This is a genomic window from Methylobacterium sp. SD274, from assembly GCF_017355285.1.
Taxonomy (GTDB): Bacteria; Pseudomonadota; Alphaproteobacteria; order Rhizobiales; family Beijerinckiaceae; genus Methylobacterium.
The window spans coordinates 134,745-154,651 of sequence record NZ_JADIJP010000010.1 but is presented as its reverse complement, the minus strand read 5'-3'; the positions used below and the strand labels follow the sequence as shown (position 1 = coordinate 154,651).

The following is a 19,907-nucleotide window of genomic DNA, read 5'->3' as shown; positions in this document are numbered from 1 at the left end:
CACCGATCAGACTCGACGAGGTCCAGCCTTACGCCTCTCGCACGCCGGGTTTGTGCCCTGGATCGAAGGTGAAGACGACGCCGGCCTGTTCGAGTACCTGACGCACCGCCTGAATCGTATCACGTCGCGGGCGGATCGTGGCGTCGGGATCTTCGATCCGCACGATGGTCGAGACTGAGACGCTCGCGCGTCGCGCCAGCTCGTCCTTCGACAGGCCGGTCATCCCGCGGGCGGCCCGAACCTGTGCGGACGTGATCTCCCCGCCGCTGCGACCGATATCGCTTGCGGGGCCGCGTACTTCCGTTGTCGACGAAGCTGCCTGGAATCGGCTCTGTCCTGGGACGCTCAGGCACACGCCGACCCATTCCTTCACTGAGCCGTCTCGGTTCATGATCGGCACGCCACGGGCGTTGAACCAGCGATAGATCCCGTCGACACAAAGGATCCGATAGTCGGTGTTATAGGCCGTGTCGTGGCTGAGGGCCGTGCGCCAGGCGAAGTTCGTGCGCTCCCTGTCGTTGGAATGAAGCACGTCGAGCCAGCCAAGCCCCTGGAACTGCTCGTGTCGCTGTCCGGTGAGCTCTTCCCATAGCGGCATGTCGATCGACTTGCCGTCGGGGCTGACGATCCAGACCACGGCGGCGGTAGCCGAGAGCAGGGCCTTGAAGCGATCGTATCCTTGTTCGGCGGAATGTTTCGCGTCGTACTGGTCGGTCACATCCTCGACGACGCCGATGGCTTGGCTCGGGCGATTGCCGGGGCCATGCACAACCTCCGCATGGCTGGCAATCCAACGCAGTGTCTGGTCCGGCCGGATGATGCGGAACTCGCGCTTGAGAGGCCGGCCATTGCGGAGAACGGTCAGCATGTCCGTATGCGCGGCCCGGTCATCGGGATGCATCATGGCCTCGACGACGCCGAAGCTCAGGGCGACGGAGGGGGGCAGGCCGAGAACGCGGTGAAGCCCGATCGAACCATGAATGCCGAGTTCTTCGAGATCGGCCGACCAGAAAGCGATATCCGTGGCGTTGTCCATGAGCTTCAGCAGGCGGCGAGACGGGACACGGCGCGATGCGCCATCCGACCGTCCGGATGGATCCATCGGCGACCGTGGCGACATGCTACTTTCTCCTCGGCCAATATGCCGCCTTACAGGAATGAATTTGTTCCAGGATATGCTTGGAGAATATGTCGTTGCGTGTTTTTTGCGCGCAACACAACCCAATGAAGAGGGGATAAAGGGATTTTCCTGTAGTTGCTTTTGTGGGGACTCGTCGCATTCACATAGATTGTCTCTGTCATGCATCTCCCTCACTTCGCCGCGGTCTTCCGGCTGCGCCATGAAGGGGCTGTATGCGAGGCCACAACCGGCCCCGCCCCGCACCTCGGCAGCGCAAAGCATCATATTGCATGCCTGTCGCTGCGAGAGAGGGAGATGGTCGATTCACTGAGCTCGACGCCGGATAGGCCGGAGCGTGCGTTCCAGCGGACATGTGTGGCGTCGCGGCCGAACCTCGCCGACCAGCCCGGACGAATCCGATTCAGCCAGCCCGAACCGGTGAATTGGCCAGGGTGAGAAGAGTCTGGAGCAGAACATCGGCGCCAGCGGTGCAATCGCCCTGGGTCGCCGATTCCGCTTCGTTGTGGCTGATCCCGTCGCGGCAGGGCACGAAGATCATGGCGGTTGGAGCAAGTGCGGCGATGTTGCAGGCATCGTGGCCGGCGCCCGAGACCATGCGGCGATGGCTGAAGCCCAATCCCTTGGTCGCCGCCTCGACGGCGCCCACCACTCTAGCATCGAACGGCACCGGCTCCTTGCGCCAGATCCGGGTCAGCTCGATGGTGAGCTTGCGCCGACCGGCGATGGCGTCGAGTTCCGTTCGCAATTCGCTTTCGACCGCGTCGAGGGTTTCGGCTTTCGGGTCGCGCACATCGAGGGTGAAGCGGATGCGGCCGGGGATGACGTTGCGCGATGGCGCGCCGATCGCCGCCTCGCCGATCGTCGCCACCGCCGTGGGACCGTGGGCATGGGCGATCCGCTCGACGGCCAGTGCGATCTCGGCGAAGCCGTTGAGGGCGTCGCGCCGGCGCAGCATCGGCGTCGTGCCGGCATGGCTCTCGAAACCCGTCACCACGCCGTCGAACCAGGCGATCCCCTGCCCGCCCTCGACGACGCCGATGGTGGTCTCCTCGGCCTCCAGGATCGGACCCTGCTCGATATGCAGTTCTACGAAAGCGCCAATCCTGCGCTCGCCCACCGGCTCGTCTCCGCGATAGCCGATGGCCTCCAGCGCCTGCCTCACCTCGATGCCGGCGGCATCGCGACGGGAATGGATGTCCTCCACCGTGAACTCGCCCGCATAGGCGGCGGACGCCATCATGGCGGGCGCGTAGCGCGAGCCCTCCTCGTTGGTCCAGTTGACCAGGAGCAGGGGCGCCTCGGTCTCGATGCCGGCATCGTTGAGGGCGCGCATGACCTCCAAGCCTGCCAGGGTGCCGAGGATGCCGTCGAACTTGCCCCCCGTGGGCTGTGTGTCGAGATGCGAGCCGCAGGCGACGGGCAGGCGCGTCATGTCGCGTCCGCGCCGCAGGGCGAATTGCGTACCCAGCGCGTCGACACCCACTTCGAGGCCCGCCGCCTCGCAGGCATCCCGGAACCAGTCCCGGACCTGGCCATCCTCCTGCGATAGGGTCAGCCGGTTGATTCCGCCGGCGGGGGTGGCGCCGAACCGGGCGGTCTCCATGATCGTGGACCACAGGCGCGCGCCGTCGACGCGGAGATTGTGGGTCGTGCTCATATGCCTATCCGTTGTCTCGGTTCAGTCGCTGCGGAATGGGGGCGGTTCTTCAACCTTCAACCTCAGTCCAAGGTGCCGCGCGAAGGGGCCTCGAAAAACGTCCGTGCTTCGCTTCGGCACTTCAGGGCGAGGTCGTGGGAGGGGGCTACGCGTCCGCCAACTCCGCCTGTTGAGCCTGGAAGCCGTGCGCCGCCTCGTCGCTCTTCCAGCAGGCGGCGCGATGCCCCGGTCCGGCCTCGACCACCGGTGGGTCGCCCACGCGGCAGCGTTCCTCTGCAAGGAAGCAGCGCGGTGCGAAGGGGCAGCCCGGCTGGCGGTTGGCGAGGTCGGGCGGGCTTCCCGGGATGGTCTGGAGCCGCGAGCCCTTGGCGAGCGCCCCGTCGGCGCGACTGCGTAGCAGGCCGATCGTGTAGGGATGATGCGGGTTCAGCACCACCTGCCGGGCCGAGCCCTCCTCCACGATGCGGCCGGCATACATGACCGCGATCCGGTCGGCGACCTCGACGGCGGCACCGAGATCATGGGTGACGAAGAGAGTAGCGAGCCCGAGTTCCGCCTGCAGGTCGCGCAGGAGAAGCAGGATCTGGATCTGCACCGTGGCGTCGAGGGCCGTGGTCGGTTCGTCGGCGAGGAGGACCTGCGGGTTGCAGGCGAGGGCAAGAGCGATCATCGCGCGCTGGCGCATGCCCCCCGACATCTCGTGCGGATAGGCGTCGAGTCGCCGCTCCGGGCTCGGGATGCGCACCCGTTCGAACTGTTGAAGCGCGCGAGCCCGTGCTTCGGACGCGCCGATTCCCTCGTGCTGGCGGATCGCCTCCATGATCTGGCGGCCCACCGTATAGACCGGATCGAGGGCCAGCAGCGGCTCTTGGAAGATCATCGCGACTTCGCGGCCGCGCAATGCCGTCAGGTCGCGCTTGCCCATGGCCATCACGTCGCGGCCGGCGACGAGGATGCGGCCTTCGATCGCCGTCTTGCGCTCGGGGTTGAGGCGCATGATCGCGCGCAGGGTCACGCTCTTGCCCGATCCCGACTCGCCGATGAGGGCGATGGCCTGGCCTCGGCCGAGGGTGAGATCGACCCCATCGACCGCGCGGACCTTGCCGCCGAAGGTGACCTTCAGGCCCTGGATTTCGACGGCGGGTTCCTTGCCAACCGCTCGGGTCATCGGTCGCATCTCGGGTTCGGCGCGAATCGGGGCGTGCCTTGGTGGCGAAGGACCGTGCTCATGCGGCCACCGACAGGGCGGGCGCCGCCGAATGGCCGGATCCCGGCTGGCGGGCGAGGCAGGCGACGCGGTGGACGGGGTCGACCGGGGCGAGGGGCGGAACATGGCTCCGGCAGACATTCTCCACGAGACTGCAGCGCGGGTTGAAGCGGCATCCCGGCGGCGGGTCGATGGGATTGGGCGGGTCTCCGGCCAGCGGCGCCACGGTGGTGCGGTTGTCGGGGTCCATCGAGGGCATCGAGGACAGGAGCGCCTTGGTATAGGGATGGGCGGGGTCGGCCAGCACGGTATCGGCCGGGCCGATCTCCACCACCTGTCCGAGATACATCACCGCCACCCGGTCGCAGATGAAGCGGACGACGTTGAGGTCGTGGCTGATGAACAGGTAGGTGAGGTCGAATTCCTGCTTGAGGTCCATCAGCAGGTTCAGAACCTGCGCCTCCACCGACTTGTCGAGGGCCGAGACCGCCTCGTCGAGGACCACCAATCGCGGCTCCAGTGCCAGGGCGCGGGCGATGTTCACGCGCTGGCGCTGGCCGCCGGAGAGCTCGTGCGGATAGCGGGCGGCGAAACGCGCCGGCTCCAGGCCGACGCGGGCGAGCAGGCTGCGCGCCCGCTCGATGGCCTGGCGCTTGGGCACGCCGTGGACCCGTGGCCCGAAGGCGATGGACCCCTCAATGGTCATGCGCGGGTTGAGCGAGGAGTAGCTGTCCTGGAACACCATCTGGGCCTGGGCGCGGAACTCGCGCAGGGGCAGGGCCCGGCTGCCGATACGCTCGCCATCGAACAGCATCTCGCCCTTGTCGTGCTGGGTCAGGCCCATGATGAGGCGGGCGGTGCTGGACTTGCCGCAGCCGGATTCGCCGACGACCCCCAGGGTCTCGCCCTTCTTGATATCGAAATCGACGCCGTCCACGGCGCGCACGACGGCCTTCTTGCCGCCGATCCCCTTCTTGACCGGGAAATGCTTCACCAGTCCCTCGACGGTGAGGAGCGGCTGGCCCGGGCCGCCCCGGTCGCGGGAGGAGAGCCGGCTCGATGCGATGGGCGTGCTCATGACTTCACTTCCATTGCCGAACGCAGGCCGTCCGAGAACAGGTTGAACGAGATCGAGACGATGAAGATCGCGAGGCCGGGCAGCGCCGCGACCATTGGGTTCACGTAGATCGCCGTGCGCAGGGTGTTGAGCATCAGGCCCCATTCGGGCTCCGGCGGCTTCACGCCGAGGCCGAGGAAGGAGAGGCCCGAGGCCAGGATCATCGATACGCTGATGAGGCTGGTGGAGTAGACGAATATCGGTCCGAGTACGTTGCCGAGCACCTGCGCGCGCAGGATCGTCAGAGTCGAGGCGCCGGACAGGCGGGCGGCATCGACGTAATCGCGTGAGCGGATCTGCGTCGTCACGCTCTCGGCCACGCGGGCGATCTGGGGTGTGAACACGCAGGTCAGCGAGACGATGGAATTGAACACGCCCGCTCCCAACGCACCCGAGAGCGCGATGGCCAGAAGCACCGAGGGGAAGGCGAAGAACACGTCGACGGTGCGCATGAGCACGGTATTGAGCCAGCCGCCGACATAGCCGGCGAGGATGCCGATGCTGGAACCGAGGAGGAAGGCGAGGATCACCGGCGTGACGCCGATGAACAGAGAGAGGCGCCCACCCAGCATCAGGCGGCTCAGCATGTCGCGCCCGAGCTCGTCCGAGCCGAGAATGTATGTGGCGTCGCCGACGGGTTTCAGCCGCCGCACCATCGAGCCGCGATACGGATCCATGGGCGTGATCCAGGGTGACAGCAACGCGATGGCGACGATGGCGACGATGACGAAGGCCGCTGTCATCGCCACGGGATCGCGCAGGAGCTTGGCCAGCACGTTGCCCCAGAAGCCGCGCGAGGCGACGAAGGCTTCCGGCGTCGAGGTGAGCGGGGGCGCCCCGCCGGCGATGTCGATGGCCGATACGGCCGGACTGGTTCCGAGTGCCATCAGCCCCTCTCGATGCGCGGGTCGAGCGCCGTCTGCACGACGTCGACGATGAGGTTGAGGGCGACGAAGAACATCGCCAGGACGAGGATGGCGCCCTGCAGCAGCGGCAGGTCGCGCTGGAAGATCGCGGCGTTGAGGAGGAAGCCGGTGCCGGGCCAGGCGAACACCGTCTCGATCAGGATCGAGCCGCCGAGCAGGTAGCCGAGCTGCAGCCCCATGATCGCGAGAGCGGTGGGAGCGGCGTTCTTCACCACATGCTTGAACACGCCGAACTCGGAGAGGCCCTTTGCCCTAAGCGCCCCGACGAAATCCTGGGAGAGGATGTCGCCCACCAGCGCCCGGACGGTGCGGGCGATGACGCCCATCGGGATCACCGACATCGTGATGGCGGGCAGGATGATGTAGCGCAGGTGCTCGAGATCCGGCTTCCAGTTGCCCGATCCGTCTGGGCCGGCGCCGGTGGAGGGCAGCCAGCCGAGCTGAGCCGAGAACACGATCACCAGGACCATGCCGAGCCAGTAATGCGGCACGCTCACACCGAAGACCGAGATGGCGGAGGCCGCCCGGTCGAGGACGGAATCGCGGAAATAGCCGGCGACGAAACCGAACAGGCAGCCGAAGGTGAAGCCGATCAGGGTCGCCACGGAGGCGAGGATCAGGCTGTTGACGACCGCGCGACCGACCTCGCTCAAGACCGGCCTGCCGGTGGCGATGGACGTGCCGAGATCGCCGTGGAGCACCTTCCACAGCCACAGGGCGTACTGGACCGGCAGCGGCTTGTCGTAGCCGTAGGCGATCCGCATGGCGTCGATCGTCTCCTGGGTGGCGTCCACCGGCAGGATGGAGCTGAGGGGATCGCCGTCCGCCAGATGTACCAGCGAGAAGCAGACGATGCTGACCCCGAGCGCCACCGGGGTGACGGTGAGGAGGCGGCGGAGGATGAAGCTCAGCATGGCGCGGTCCCTCGTCTCCCTCCCCTCTCTGCGGGGGAGGGTGCCCCTCGCGTCAGCGAGGGTCGGGAGAGGGGAGCGCCGTATCCGGAGAGGTCGCCCCCTCTCCCGCCTGCTCCGCAGGCACCCTCCCCCGCACCACGTCGGGCCTGCCCGACTTGGCCAGCCAAGGACGAATCTCGGGCAAGCCTGAGATTCTTGGGGGGAGGGTTGGTGTGCATGGCGGCCCTCGTCATCACTTCCCCACGGTGATGGGCGAGAAGTCCTGGTACCAATTCTGGGCCTGGACGAAGCCCTTCACCTTCGAGCTCATGGCGCGCGGGTTGGTGTCGTGGGCGACCATGAGGAACAGCGCCTCGTTGACGTATTTCTCGTGGACCTTCTGCAGCACTTTGATCTGCTCGACGGGATCGAAGGTCGTCCGGATCTGGTCGAACAGCTTGTCCATCTCGGGGTCGCAGTAATGGCCCCAGTTCGTGCCGTTGGGGGCGGCCAGATTACATTGGAGATGGCGGATGAAGCCGGTGAAAGGGTCCTGGATGAAGTAGGAGAAGTTCATTCCCGTGGCGCCGCGCGACACGTCGGCCTTCGAGCCGGCCCGCCACAGGTTGATGAGCGCGTTCCACTCGACGACTTCGAAATTCACCTTGATTCCGATATCGGCGAGGTTCTGCTGGATCAGCTCGTTCATCGGCAGGGGTTGCATCTGGCCCGAGCCCGAGGGCGCGATCAGGATCTTGGTGACGATGGGCTTGTTCGGGCCGTAGCCGGCCTCGGCCAGGAGCTTCTTGGCCGCCTCGGGATCGTAGGTCGGCTTGAAGGTCGGGGAGCCGAACCAGGCGGAGCCCGGCGGCATGAATCCCTCGGCCGGGATCATCAGCCCGTTGAGCATCTCCTTCATGCCCTCGCGGTCCACGGCGAGGTTGGCGGCCTTGCGCACGCGGATGTCGTTCCACGGCGAGCCCTCGGCCCGCGACAGGTGCCAGGTCCAGTTATGCGGATAGGCATTGGTGACGATGCTGAACCCCGCCCCCTTGAGCGAGGCGACAGCGTCCGGCGGCGGGGCCTCGATCCAGTCGACCTGACCCGAGCGCAGGGCCGCCACGCGGGCATTCGCCTCCGGTAGGGGCACCAGGACCAGCTTGTCGAGCTTGGGAACCCGCGCCTTGTCCCAATACTCGGCGTTGGGTGCCATCTCAGCGCGTTCGCGCGGGGCGAACAGGGTCAGCTTCCACGGGCCGGTCCCCGACGGGGTCTTGGCGAAGGCGTCCCAGCTCTTGCCCAGCTTCTCCCACTGCGCCGGCGAGGACATCATGATCCAGGCGATCTGGTAGGGCAGCGTCGCGTCCGGCGCCTTGGTGGTGATCTCCACCGTCATCGGATCGACGACGCGGTAGCTGGCGACGCCGGGGATGCGCGAGCGCCCTTGCGCCGATTGGCGTGGGTCGAATTGCGGTGCGTCGTTCTTCAGGAGCTTGTCGAGATTCCACACCACCGTTTCCGCGGTGAAGGGCGAGCCGTCGTGAAAGGTCACGCCGGGCCGCAATGTGAAGATCCACTTGGTCTTGTCGGCGGCGTCCACCGCCCAGGACGAGGCAAGGCCCGGGACGAGTTCCGAGGGCTTGGTGGCGCTCGACAGGTCCCAATTGATGAGGGCGTCGTAGACCGTGTAGCCGGTGAAGCGCATGCCTTCGCCGCCATTGTCGGCCTGACCCGTGGTGAGCGGAATGTCCGATGCGGTCATGCCGATCCGCAGCGTTCCCTGAGCCCAAGCCGCCGGCATCATGCCGCCGCTGGCCAGCGCCGCGGCCACGAGTCCAACGCGAAGACGTTCTGCCAAGGCTCTCATCGTGTTGTGCTTTTCCTCGAGGATCCACGTCCGGCAAGTTTGCCGGTCTCCGGTCCCCCCATGCAAAGCACCGGCCAGACTGGACTCCTTCCAGCTCACCGGGAGAAAAATGTATACGATTCATGTGAAAGCCCGCCGGGTCGGCATGCGCTGGATGCCGGCCCGGGTGGCGAGGCGGCCATCGAGGGTTTTGCGCCGCCGCGATCGGCTCTAAACCGCCCGTCTTCGGGCAGGCCGCCCGGCGGAGCGCCCCAGTTGCCTCTCTCCCCGAAACCCATGGCCAAGACGGGTGCCCCAAGGTCCGGCGGCCTCCGGCGCGGGCGCGTGGCGGATTTCCTGATGGGCCGGGGCTCCCTGTCCGCGCCGGGATCGAACCTGGCCCGCCTGCCCGTCGCCCTCGACCCGCGCGGGCTCAGCATCATCGAGGGAATACGGGCGGCCTGCGCCTTCGGCACCGTCATCCTTCTCCACGAATTCGTGGCGTGGTCGCCGCTCCTCATCATGGCGCTGGCGGCCAACCTCACCTGCTTTGCCGATATCGGCGGTCCGGTGCGCTCCCGCCTGATGGTGCTGGCCGTGTTCTCGGTGCTCGGCAGCCTGATCTGGAGCCTGTTCGGTCTGCTCCAGCCCCATGGCCCGGCCGTGGTCGTGCCGCTCGCCACCCTCGTCATCTTCTGCTGCACCTATGCCCGCGTCTGGGGCGTGCAGGAGCAGACCGCCGGCAACGTCCTCGTCCTCGTCCTGGCCTTCGCCCTCGACCGTCCGCTCACCGGCGGCGAGGCCGTCATCGCCGGTGCGATGGTGCTGGCCGGCGGCCTGTGGGCGACGGTTCTGGCCCTCGCCCTATGGCGGCTCAACCCCTATCGCCCGACCCAGCGGGCCGTGGCCGAGGTCTGGCGCAGGCTCGCTCTGCTCAGCGGCGATCTCGAAGACCTCGCGGCGGCCGAGGAAGCCGATGCGACCGGGTTCGACGACCATGCGCGCGCCCATCGCCGCGGCGCGCGGGAAGCGATCGAACTCGCCCGCAGCCTCATCGTCGACATCGCCCGCAGCCGCGAGAGGGTTTCCGACCGCACCGCCCAGGCCCTGATCCGGCTGGAGACCGCGGAGCAGATCTTCGCCGCCCTCATCGCCCTGTCCGACCGGATCGAAGCCGACCGCAATCCCAATCGGCAGGTCCGGACGCGGCGTCTGTTACGTCGCCTGAGACCGCTCCTCCTCGTTGTCGCGCGGGCGATCCGCGACGACACCGTCCTCGACCTGCCGCGCATCGAGCGCTCGATCGCGCGGGCGGGGCGCGGATTCGCATCCGACCCGGCTCTCAAGGCGCTGGCCGAGCGCATCCTCGACCGCGTCCGCATCGGGGCCAAGCTCTCGACGCCGGAAGGGTATCGCCCCGGCGGCACATTATTGGGGAGCGCCAGCTTGCCCCTGCGCCAACGGCTGCTCGGCCCGTTGAAGGCGAACTTTACCCTCGCCTCGCCGAACCTGCGGCACGCGATCCGCGCCAGCGTCGTCACCGCGCCTGTCCTCGGCCTAACCCTGCTCTGGCCGGGGCCGTTCACGCATTGGCTCACCATCACGGTGGTGCTGACGATGCAGCCCTTCTACGCCGCTACCTGGCAGCGGGCGCTGGAGCGGATCGGCGGCACGGTGCTCGGCGGGCTGTTCGGCGCCCTCCTCGCCAGCCTCGCCACGACGACCCTGGCGCTCTCGGCCCTGATCTTCCCCTTGAGCATCATCGGTTTCGCCGCCCGGCAGGTGAGCTATGCCTTCTTCATCGCCTGCCTGACGCCCCTGGTGGTGCTGCTCGTGGAGGTGATGGAGCCAGGCCATGCCTCCTGGGAAGTGGCGGGCATGCGCGCGCTCTTCACCCTGCTCGGCGGCCTCATCGCCGTGGTGAGCAGCCTGTTGCTATGGCCGGTCTGGGAGCCGGATCAGGTCCGCCTGGAACTGCGAAAGGCGGTGAAGGCGCATGCCGATTTTGCGAGCACCGTGCTCTCGAACCGGGCGGAAGCCGAACGGAGCGGGGCCGCCGAAGCCGCGGCGCGGGCCAGCGGGCTCGCCCTCAACACCCTGGAAGCCGCCCTCTCCCGCGCCCTCCAGCAGCCCCGCGCCGGGCGCCACCCGCAGGTCCAGACCGCGATGGTCGCCGATGCGACCCTGCGCCGGATCGGCGCGCGCCTGTCCGCCCTGCGCTATGCCGCCGACCCCAGCACCGATGGGCCTGTCGGCTGCGCCTGGATCGCCTGGATCACCGAGACCCTCGCCCGTCTCGCCCAGGAGGGCAGCGCCCTGCCCTCCCATCCGGATCTGCCCCGCCCCGATTCTCTCGTCCGCCTCGTGACGCAGGTGGAGTTGCTCGCCGAGACCCTGCGGCCACCGCGTTCGCGTGCGGAGGCGCTTCCTCCGGAGCCTGCCGCCGCGCCGGGCAGAGGCTAGGTTTTTCCGCGGGCGCGGGGCTAAAGAGGTCCGCGTTGCGCGATCCCGTTTTCAGGCTGGGGTGATCCTTGGAAGACCTCCTCCACCGATGGCTGCAGGCGACCGGGTCGATCCGGGCCGAGGTGCTGGCCCTGCTCGGCATCGTTCTGGCGCTTCTCGTCACTGTTCATGCCCTGTTGCGCAAGCGCGAGATCGGCACCGCCATCGGCTGGATCGGCCTCGCCTGGCTGTCGCCGATCTTCGGGACGGCCCTCTACGCGATCTTCGGCGTGAACCGGGTCTCGCGCCGCGCCCGGCAATTGCGGGTAAGGCCGTCGCAGCGGGCGAACGCCCCGGCCCTTCCCGACGCCACCGTGCCGGACGAACTCCGGCCCCTCGACCGCGCCGTCCGGCAGATCACCCAGCTACCCCTCCTCGGCGGCAACGCGTTCGAGGCCCTGCGCAACGGCGACGAGGCTTATCCGGCGATGCTGGCGGCGATCGAGGGCGCGCAACGGAGCGTCGCCCTGTCGAGCTACATCTTCCGCAACGACATCACCGGTGGCCGCTTTTTCGAGGCCATGCTGGCCGCCCGGCAACGGGGCGTCGAAGTGCGGGTGCTCATCGACGGGATCGGCAGCGGCTACTTCTTTCCCGCCATGGCGCGGCGCCTGCGCCGGGCGGGGGTGCCGGTCGGCCTGTTCATGCATTCCGCCCTGCCCTGGCGCATGCCGTTCCTGAACCTGCGCACCCACAAGAAGATCCTCATCGTCGATGGGCGCATCGCCTTCACGGGCGGCATCAACATCGCCGACGAGAACCTCGTGGCGACGTCGCCGCCCGACCCCGTGCGCGACAGTCACTTTCGCATCGAAGGTCCGGTGGTCGAACAGCTCTCCCAGGCCTTCGCCAGCGACTGGGCCTTCGTGATGGGGGAGGAACTCGACGGTTCGCACTGGTTTCCCCCGCTGGGTGCGGCGGGCGAGATCGAGGCGCGCGTCGTCACCTCAGGCCCTGATGCCGATATCGAGAAGATCGAGTTCGCGGTGATGTCGGCGATCAGCTGCGCTCAGCACAGCATCCGGCTGGTGACCCCCTATTTCCTGCCGAGCGAGATTTTATCGACCACCCTCGCCCTCGCGGCGACCCGCGGCATCCGCGTCGACGTCATCATCCCTCGTGCGAGCAACCATCGTTTCGTCGATTGGGCGACGCGAGCGCATGTGGCGCCCCTGCTCGAGAGCGGTGTGCGGATCTGGCTCGACGAGCCGCCCTTCGACCATTCGAAGCTGCTAGTGGTGGATGGCGAGTGGAGTTTCGTCGGCAGTGCGAACTGGGACATGCGCAGCTTCCGACTGAACTTCGAGCTCAATGTCGAGGTCTATGACCGCGCCTTCGCTGACCGGCTCGACCGGTTCATGCGGACGAAGATGGAGGCGCGCCTGACGTCCGAAGAGTTGGCGCGGCGGTCGCTTCCCGTCCGGCTGCGCGACGCAGCCGTGCGACTAATGCTGCCATACCTCTGATATCGTGCGCCGTCGGCTGCGCCGGGGCCGGGGCGAGGTGCACGACGATGGGCCGGTGATCGGAAGCGCCGCGCGGCAGCACGGTACGCCCGAGGCAGGCGAGGCCGCGTACGAGACAGCGGTCGATGCGCAGGGGCACGAGGTCCACCATGGCATGCGTGGGAATGCGCGGCCCGGCATCGCGAAAACCCGGCAGCAGGGCCGGACCGATGAGATTGTAATCGCCGATCACCGCCGCGCGCGCCGGAAGGCTCTGCTCGATCCGCCGCAATTGCCGCCGGTTGAGCACCTGCCCATGCGAGAGATGGACATTGGCGACCCCGAAATCCCCCATGTCGAGAATCTGGCAGACGCGGTCGACCAAGGCGCCGGACGGCAGCTTGATGACGATCGGAGGCGCGGCCCAGGCCACCGGGCTCCACATGGCGAGGCCATGGATACGGCCGGGCAGCGGAGCCCAGGCATAGTCGCCCCCGAGCCGTTCTTTTATCGATGCGATCTCTTTCGTGGCCTCCTGCATCAGCAGGAGATCGGGCTGCTCGCGTAGGACGAGTTCGACGATGCTGTCGACCTTGGCACCCGTGCGGCGAAGCAGGTTCCAGCTCACGATCTTGCGGAAACGGCCGCGGTCCGGTGCGCTGAGGGCGCGCAGGTCGGCGCTGCGGGCGGATTCTGAGACGGCGTAGCGGCGGTCGTTCAGCATGCCGCCCCAGGGGAGCAGCCCGTGTCTCTTCAGTGGCACCCGCCCGCCTCCCGCTCTCGCCCGTCGCCGCGTCTCAACGCGCCTCGTGGTCCCGACGTTTCCCGTCCCGCTGCGTCTCGTGCCGGCGACCTCTGGCCGGCATCCGCCCGATCAGCGCTTCTTGCCGAGTTCGGCGGCGATGTCCTTGACCATATGGCCCGCTTTGCGGTGGGCGGCGATCAATTGATCGCGCGTGACGCCCCAGCGTTTCATCCAGTGCTCCACGGCCTGCCGCTCGGACAGATCGAGCCTGTCCTTGTCGATGAAGCCGCGCTTGTCCTTCAGTCCTGCCATGAATCCTGTCCCACCATGAATTCTACCACGCGGAGAAAGCCCAACCGATGATGGACGGTTCTGCCCCGCAGGACAGGCTTCGTGAAGAGTGCCCCCGCACGCTTCCGAGCAATCGCCCGGGCAGACGACGATGAGCCACACTCATCGTAGTCTGGTTTTGCCTCAATCGCGGGCGGCGGCCTCCCGTCGCGGCTCGGGCCGGGGCCTACTCACCGCGACCGTGTCGCCGGAGCGGGTGATCTCGATGGAATCGGCCGTTGCACCGAGTTCCTGCGGCGTCGAGAGGGTCACGCTCTGGCCGGAAGCCAGGATCGTCTCGAACCGCACGGCGCGACTGGTTTCGGTGCGGGCCAGGGTCACGACGACCCGGTAGCCCTTGGGTTCGGTGGTATAATAGGCCACGCCGGAAAGATCGCCGAGGCTGACGCTGCCGCCCCCCAGGGGCCTGATCGTCTCGGCGGAAGCTTGGCCGGCGAGAAGGGCACTGGTGAGGGCGGCGCTGGTGATGAGGTTGCGAAAGGTCATGGTATCTGGACTCGCTCGTTGGGCGGGGCGCGGCGCGCCCTTGCTTCGAGACCGAATATGCTGTGCGCTGCAGCATGGATCAAAAAGATAGAATCGATAATGACTATTGATCACGTCGATCTGTCGCGCATCGATCTCAATCTCCTCGTGGCCCTCGACGCCTTGCTGGCGGAGCGCAGCGTCACCCGCGCCGCCGCCCGGATCGGCATCGGCCAATCGGCCATGAGCAGCAGCCTCGCCCGGCTCCGCACCACCTTCGGCGACGAACTCCTCACGCGGGCACCGGAGGGGATGCGCGCCACCCCTCGCGCCCTCGCCCTCGCCGAACCCGTCCGTACCCTGCTGCGCCAGATCCAGTCGCTGGTCCGGCGCGACGAGGCGTTCGATCCGCGCAGCGTAACGCGCACCTTTACCATCGGCCTGCCCGATTCGACCGAGGTGCTGCTCGGCCCACGGCTCCTGGCCTATCTGCGGCGGCACGCACCGGGGATCAGCCTGCTCCTGCGCTCCATCGACCGTATCCGCATCCTGCAGGAACTCGATGCGGACAGGGTCGATCTCGGCATCGGCACGTTCAGCCACGGCCAGACCCACCACAAGCAGAGGCTGCTCTACCGGGACCGCTACGTCTGCCTGTTCAATGCCGACCTTGTCGGGCTCACTCCGCCGATCTCGCTGGACGATTACCTGCGCTTTCCCCACGTGCTCACCAGCCTTAAGGAAACGGCGCATGGCGTGGTGGACGACGCCCTCGCCCTCCTCGGCCTTCGCCGCGACCTTGCGGTGACGACGCCACGCTTCCTCGCCGTGCCCTTCCTCGTGCGGAGCGCGCCCGTTCTCACCACCATGCAGGAGCGCCTCGCCACCCTCTTTGCCGGAACCCTCGGCCTCGCCGTCAGCCCGGCGCCGCTGGCCCTCGACGAGGTGGCGATCTCGATGCTGTGGCACGCCTCCTATGACGACGACCCGGCCCATCGCTGGTTGCGCCAGACGCTTCTCGCTCTCGCCGACGACGCGGCACAGGTCGGTTGAGACGCTTCGACTCGCGCGGCCCGGCACCACGTCCGGTCCGGATCTCCTGCCCCCGGCGACCCAAAACTTGCCAATGCGCGCAGGCGCGTGCTTTGGGAGGGCCGGCATCGGCTGCTCCGCAGGAGCAGGGCTCCGGGAAAGAGGCCGCATGGGTTTGGTAGCAGGAGGGGTCGCCGACGTCGTCGGAGGCTTCGGCGCGTGGCGCATGTGGTGGATGCTGGCCAAGAACGACGTGATCCGTCGGTATCGCCGCTCGCGCGTCGGTCAGCTGTGGCTGACCCTCAGCATGGCCGTGATGATCTTCGGCATGGGCGGGATCTACGCCTCGCTCTTCGGCACCTCGATGGCCGATTACCTGCCCCATCTCGGCACAGGCCTCGTGCTCTGGGGGTTGATGTCGCAGACCATCAACGAAAGCTGTTCGAGCTTTACCGATAACGACAGCATCATCCGGCAGGTCGCGCTGCCGCGGTTCACCTACCTGTTGCGGACGATGGCCCGGAACCTCTTCATCTTCGCCCATAACCTGATCATTTTGCCGGTCCTGTTCCTCGTCACCGGCACGGTGATCGACTGGCACATCCTGCTGTTCGTTCCCGGCCTGCTGCTCGTGCTCGCCAACCTGGCCTGGATCGGCTACCTCCTGGCCATCCTGTCGGCGCGGTTCCGCGACATTCCGCAGATCGTCGCGAGCGTCGTACAAGTCGCGTTCTTCGTCTCGCCGGTCGTGTTCAAGCCTTCTCAATTGCGGGTCGACCATCCCGTGCTCATTCTGAACCCCTTTGCCAGCATGCTGGACGTGATGCGCGAGCCTCTGCTGGGCCATCTGCCGAGCGCAACGTCCTATCTCATCCTGCTCGGCCTGCTGGTCATTGGCTGGCTGATCGCCCTGGCATTCTCGGGCAAATATTCGCACCGCGTCGTGTACTGGCTCTGAGGGCAGGATGGCTCATATCGTCCTCGACAAGGCGAGCGTCGAGCTCGCCGTCTACAATTCGCGCGGCCGTGCCCTGAAGAGCGAGATTCTGCGTCGCACGGTCGGCGGAGGCCTGCAGAACGACCGCGACAGCAGCGTCCAGGTGGTGAAGGCGCTGAACGCGGTCAGCTTCGAAGCGCGCGATGGTGACCGGATCGGTCTCGTCGGCGGTAACGGCGCCGGCAAGACGACGCTCCTGCGGGTGCTCAGCCGGGTCTATCCGCCGACCTCGGGGACCGCCACCATCGAGGGGCGCATCTCGTCCCTGATCGATCTGTCCATGGGCATGGATACGGATGCCTCAGGCTACGACAATATCGAGATGCGCAGTATCATGCTGGGGCTCAACCACAAGCAGGCGCAGGCGATCGTGCCCGACGTGGAGGAGTTCAGCCAACTCGGCGAGTTCCTGTCCCTTCCGATCCGTACCTATTCCAGCGGCATGATGCTGCGGCTCGCCTTCGCGGTCAGCACGGCCGTCCATCCCGACATCCTGATCCTCGACGAAGTGATCGGCGTCGGCGACGCCTCTTTCGCGGAACGCGCCGAGAAACGTCTGCACGGCATGATCCAGAAGGCCAGCATCATGTTCCTCGCCTCCCACGACAACGCCTCGATCAAGCGCTTCTGCAACCGCACGCTCTGGATGAAGGGCGGCACGCTGATGATGGATGGCGCGCCGGACGAGGTGTTGGCGGCTTATGCAGCGGACGGGGCGGGCTGAGCGACCCATGCTCTGTCAGAAGCGTTCCTGCTGTGTGGATGATTTCAACTTCAGCTGGAATCTCCAAGGCAACCGCTTGTGCAACTTAATTGATTGCTTAGAGAAAAAGGGCGAAGTCCCCAAAGGTACCTCCCGAAAATGACGGCTCGAATTCTGCTGGAAGTACCCTCCTTCGACAAAGGTGGCCTTCAGAAAGTTGTTCTGGACATCGCGCTCGGCCTCCGCAGAGTCGATGGAAACGAACTCATGGTCGTGACCACTGGTCCCTTGGGGAGCATCGCCCGCGAGGCACAGGCTGCAGGCGTCACGGTTCGCCAACTGCCCGTGGATCGGGTGAATGAGGCATATCCAGCCCTGATCGACGAGTTTAAGCCGTCAATTGCGCAAGCGCATTTCTCCGACGTTGGGTATCCATATCTTGCCGCTTGCGGCGTGCCTATCGTCTGCTTTATCCATAACGTCTATATATTTCTGCCAGATTCCGCATGTGCAGCGTTCCGCGCAGGGGACCGCTATGTATCGAAATACATTGCGGTATCCCCGAAAGCCGCAGAATACGCCCAGGCCAAGCTCGGGGCGGCACCTGAGAAAGTGGTCGTGGTGCCCAACGGTCTCGACTTCGCCCGCTATCCCCTTGACCGGGCGAGTAAACTAGACCGGTCCTCGCTCGGAATCGGAAAGGACGACTACGTCTTTCTGAATCCTGCCTCCTACAACCTGCACAAGGGTCACTATCTGATCGCTGCCGCGATGAAGCGCGTTCTTGCTGCGCGTCGTGACATCCGAGTGTTGTGCGTAGGCAACGAGATCTTCGCGCCACATGTGGAGGCGCTGAAGGGCTACCTTGCGAGCGAGGGACTCGACAAACACATCTTGATGCCCGGGTACTTCGAGGACATTGCAGACCCGATGGGAATAAGCGATGCCTTTCTCCTTCCGTCTTTCATCGAAGGCTGGAGCATCGCGATGAACGAGGCGATGCATTACGCAAAGCCGATGATTCTGACCGACACTGGTGGCGCCGGCGAGGTAATAGAGCGCAACGACACCGGTATTCTTCTACCGACCGAATATCCCGACTTCCTAAAGCTCGAATCCGCCGAGCTCGACCGGCTCGCCTACACTCCACAAAGCTATCGTCTCGCTGAGCCTTTGGCGCAGGCCATGCTCGATTTTGCAGCCAACCGCGAGCAGTGGAGCATGGCTGGCTTGCGGGGTCGCGCAAAGCTGCACCAGAGGCATGGATTTGACACTGTGCTCGCGCGCTATCAGTCCATCATGGACGAGGTGGTTGCGGCGGCTCCGGCTCCGCCCCCGGAAATGCCGAAACTCGTGACGCGGAAATCGTCCATAGCTCTGCGTATCGACCGTAAGCTGCGCCGGATTTACCGCGACGCCCGCTATCGCTACAAGCCAGCCTTATCCTTTTGGCTGGCAAACCATTTGTTTATGAACTGGATGCCCTACAGGATTAGGCATGCTTTTCTGAGGCGCTTCTGTCACGTCCGAATGGGGACGGCGTCGACGATCTGCTCGGGCTGTTTCGTCACCGGCTACAAGATCCAAATCGGTTCGAACACCGTCGTCAACCGGTTCTGCTATCTCGACGGTCGCGTTACGTTGAAGATTGGCAACAATGTAAATGTATCGCATTATACGCTGATTCAAACCCTGACGCATGACCCTCAGAACCCGGACTTCGTCTGCGTCGAGGGGGCGGTGACCATTGAAGATCATGTCTGGATCGGTGCCCGAGCGACGATCTTGCCGGGTGTCACTATTGGAGAGGGAGCAGTCGTCGCTGCTGGCGCGGTCGTGACGCGGGACGTCGCTCCCTACACGATCGTCGGAGGAAATCCTGCCCGGCGGATTAAGGAGCGCACTCGCGATCTGCGTTACAAGACGCAATACTTTCCTCTGTTTGATACGGATATTCAATAATGGCTCGAATTTCTGTCATCATACCGCTGTATAATCACGAGAAATATATCGAGACGGCACTGGACAGTGTAGCACGACAGACATCGCCTGCCGATGAGGTCATTCTTCTCGATGACGGTTCATCAGATGGGGGGCTTGAGGTTGCTCGAAAGGCAATGCGGAACTTCCCAGTTGGGCGAGCGATTGCGCAAGCGAATATAGGTGCGCATGCCACGATTAATAAGCTGTTTGACATCGCAAGTGGCGATTATATTGCCGTATTGAACTCAGACGATGTCTTCAATCCCGCCAAGTTGGCCCGCTGTCGAGCTTTGATGATACAGGATCCTACTCTCGATGTGATCGTGGGAGAGGCGGACATCATCAATGAGAAGAACCGAGTCCAAGATCACGGAGTTGCCGCGGATTGGATGAGACGCGCACTTGCCGCCCGGGATGCCCATGCATTGCTACAATTGTCGCTTCTCCACGAGAACTGGGTGGCGACAACGTCCAATATGGTGATCGCAAAATCATTCTGGCGCCGGGCAGGATCCTTCCGCGACCTTCGCTATTGCCACGATCTGGACTTCCTGATGACAGCCTTCACCCGGGGGCGCGTTGCCGTTGACCGCGGTTTTAAGCATATTCAGTATCGTGTGCATCCGCGGAACACGATCGCCGAAGACCTGGACAATATTCGCTTAGAGATTGCTGCCGTCTGGGCGAACGCCTTGCATGAAGGCGGCAACCGTCTGATTGGCGGAGATTTAGTAGACGGCGTCAGTGCCTTCATCGCTGCGCTCGAAAGCAAGGGCATGAGCAACCTAATTTGCCTTTTGCAGGCACTTCGCGGCAGCGCTCCTTCCGCCGCCGTATTCTACGACATCGTTCTACGGGGGACGCTCCGACAGACCCTACTTGGCCACCTGAGATAAC

The 19,907-nt window shown here is 65.6% G+C and carries 17 protein-coding genes; 7 read left to right on the top strand and 10 right to left on the bottom strand.

What is annotated here, in order from left to right; all coding sequences use genetic code 11:
• Positions 1-28: 28 nt before the first annotated feature.
• From IPV08_RS11375 to IPV08_RS11345, 7 genes are all read right to left on the bottom strand, one after another.
• Complete coding sequence (locus IPV08_RS11375; protein WP_246747906.1) at positions 29-1,342, bottom strand: PAS domain-containing protein; 1,314 nt, start codon at positions 1,340-1,342, stop codon at positions 29-31.
• A 199-nt stretch (positions 1,343-1,541) separates the two neighbouring features.
• Positions 1,542-2,798, bottom strand: a complete 1,257-nt coding sequence (locus IPV08_RS11370) for a Zn-dependent hydrolase (protein WP_207411964.1) — start codon at positions 2,796-2,798, stop codon at positions 1,542-1,544.
• Between the two features lie 145 nt (positions 2,799-2,943).
• Positions 2,944-3,966 carry an ABC transporter ATP-binding protein gene (locus IPV08_RS11365; RefSeq protein ID WP_207411963.1) on the bottom strand — a complete coding sequence of 341 codons (1,023 nt, stop codon included), beginning with the start codon at positions 3,964-3,966 and terminating at the stop codon, positions 2,944-2,946.
• A gap of 58 nt (positions 3,967-4,024) precedes the next feature.
• On the bottom strand, positions 4,025-5,083 hold the full coding sequence (locus tag IPV08_RS11360; protein WP_207411962.1) for an ABC transporter ATP-binding protein: 1,059 nt from the start codon (positions 5,081-5,083) through the stop codon (positions 4,025-4,027).
• Positions 5,080-6,009, bottom strand: a complete 930-nt coding sequence (locus tag IPV08_RS11355; RefSeq protein WP_207411961.1) for an ABC transporter permease — start codon at positions 6,007-6,009, stop codon at positions 5,080-5,082. Before IPV08_RS11355 ends, IPV08_RS11360 begins: the two co-directional genes overlap by 4 nt.
• A complete protein-coding gene (locus IPV08_RS11350; protein WP_018043405.1) occupies positions 6,009-6,962 on the bottom strand; it encodes an ABC transporter permease in 954 nt (317 codons plus the stop codon). The genes IPV08_RS11355 and IPV08_RS11350 overlap by 1 nt, the downstream gene beginning before the upstream one ends.
• 232 nt (positions 6,963-7,194) lie before the next feature.
• Positions 7,195-8,808, bottom strand: coding sequence for an ABC transporter substrate-binding protein (locus tag IPV08_RS11345; RefSeq protein WP_207411960.1), 1,614 nt, complete (start codon positions 8,806-8,808; stop codon positions 7,195-7,197).
• A gap of 276 nt (positions 8,809-9,084) precedes the next feature.
• On the opposite strand from IPV08_RS11345, the gene IPV08_RS11340 reads away from it, so the two are divergent.
• Together IPV08_RS11340 and cls are read left to right on the top strand one after the other, a co-directional pair.
• A complete protein-coding gene (locus IPV08_RS11340; RefSeq protein WP_246747905.1) occupies positions 9,085-11,250 on the top strand; it encodes an FUSC family protein in 2,166 nt (721 codons plus the stop codon).
• Between the two features lie 68 nt (positions 11,251-11,318).
• Positions 11,319-12,755 carry a cardiolipin synthase gene (gene cls, locus IPV08_RS11335; protein ID WP_207411958.1) on the top strand — a complete coding sequence of 479 codons (1,437 nt, stop codon included), beginning with the start codon at positions 11,319-11,321 and terminating at the stop codon, positions 12,753-12,755.
• Here the strand turns inward: cls and IPV08_RS11330 are convergent.
• From IPV08_RS11330 to IPV08_RS11320, 3 genes are all read right to left on the bottom strand, one after another.
• Positions 12,646-13,497, bottom strand: coding sequence for an endonuclease/exonuclease/phosphatase family protein (locus tag IPV08_RS11330; protein ID WP_348646109.1), 852 nt, complete (start codon positions 13,495-13,497; stop codon positions 12,646-12,648). The two genes, cls and IPV08_RS11330, sit on opposite strands and share 110 nt — an antisense overlap.
• Positions 13,498-13,608: 111 nt before the next feature.
• Positions 13,609-13,791: a DUF3606 domain-containing protein gene (locus IPV08_RS11325; protein WP_056427268.1), complete on the bottom strand. Its 183-nt coding sequence runs from the start codon at positions 13,789-13,791 to the stop codon at positions 13,609-13,611.
• A gap of 162 nt (positions 13,792-13,953) precedes the next feature.
• Complete coding sequence (locus tag IPV08_RS11320) at positions 13,954-14,316, bottom strand: hypothetical protein (protein ID WP_207411957.1); 363 nt, start codon at positions 14,314-14,316, stop codon at positions 13,954-13,956.
• 99 nt (positions 14,317-14,415) lie between these two features.
• Between IPV08_RS11320 and IPV08_RS11315 the strand changes: the two genes are divergently transcribed.
• The 5 genes from IPV08_RS11315 to IPV08_RS11295 all read left to right on the top strand — a co-directional run bounded on the left by IPV08_RS11315 (position 14,416) and on the right by IPV08_RS11295 (position 19,906).
• Positions 14,416-15,348, top strand: coding sequence for a LysR family transcriptional regulator (locus tag IPV08_RS11315; protein WP_056427262.1), 933 nt, complete (start codon positions 14,416-14,418; stop codon positions 15,346-15,348).
• Between the two features lie 148 nt (positions 15,349-15,496).
• A complete protein-coding gene (locus IPV08_RS11310) occupies positions 15,497-16,285 on the top strand; it encodes an ABC transporter permease (protein ID WP_156467756.1) in 789 nt (262 codons plus the stop codon).
• Positions 16,286-16,292: 7 nt separating this feature from the next.
• Positions 16,293-17,048, top strand: a complete 756-nt coding sequence (locus IPV08_RS11305) for an ABC transporter ATP-binding protein (protein WP_207411956.1) — start codon at positions 16,293-16,295, stop codon at positions 17,046-17,048.
• 138 nt (positions 17,049-17,186) lie between these two features.
• A complete protein-coding gene (locus IPV08_RS24940; RefSeq protein WP_207411955.1) occupies positions 17,187-18,989 on the top strand; it encodes a glycosyltransferase in 1,803 nt (600 codons plus the stop codon).
• Positions 18,989-19,906 carry a glycosyltransferase gene (locus IPV08_RS11295; RefSeq protein ID WP_207411954.1) on the top strand — a complete coding sequence of 306 codons (918 nt, stop codon included), beginning with the start codon at positions 18,989-18,991 and terminating at the stop codon, positions 19,904-19,906. The genes IPV08_RS24940 and IPV08_RS11295 overlap by 1 nt, the downstream gene beginning before the upstream one ends.
• Position 19,907: the final 1 nt, after the last annotated feature.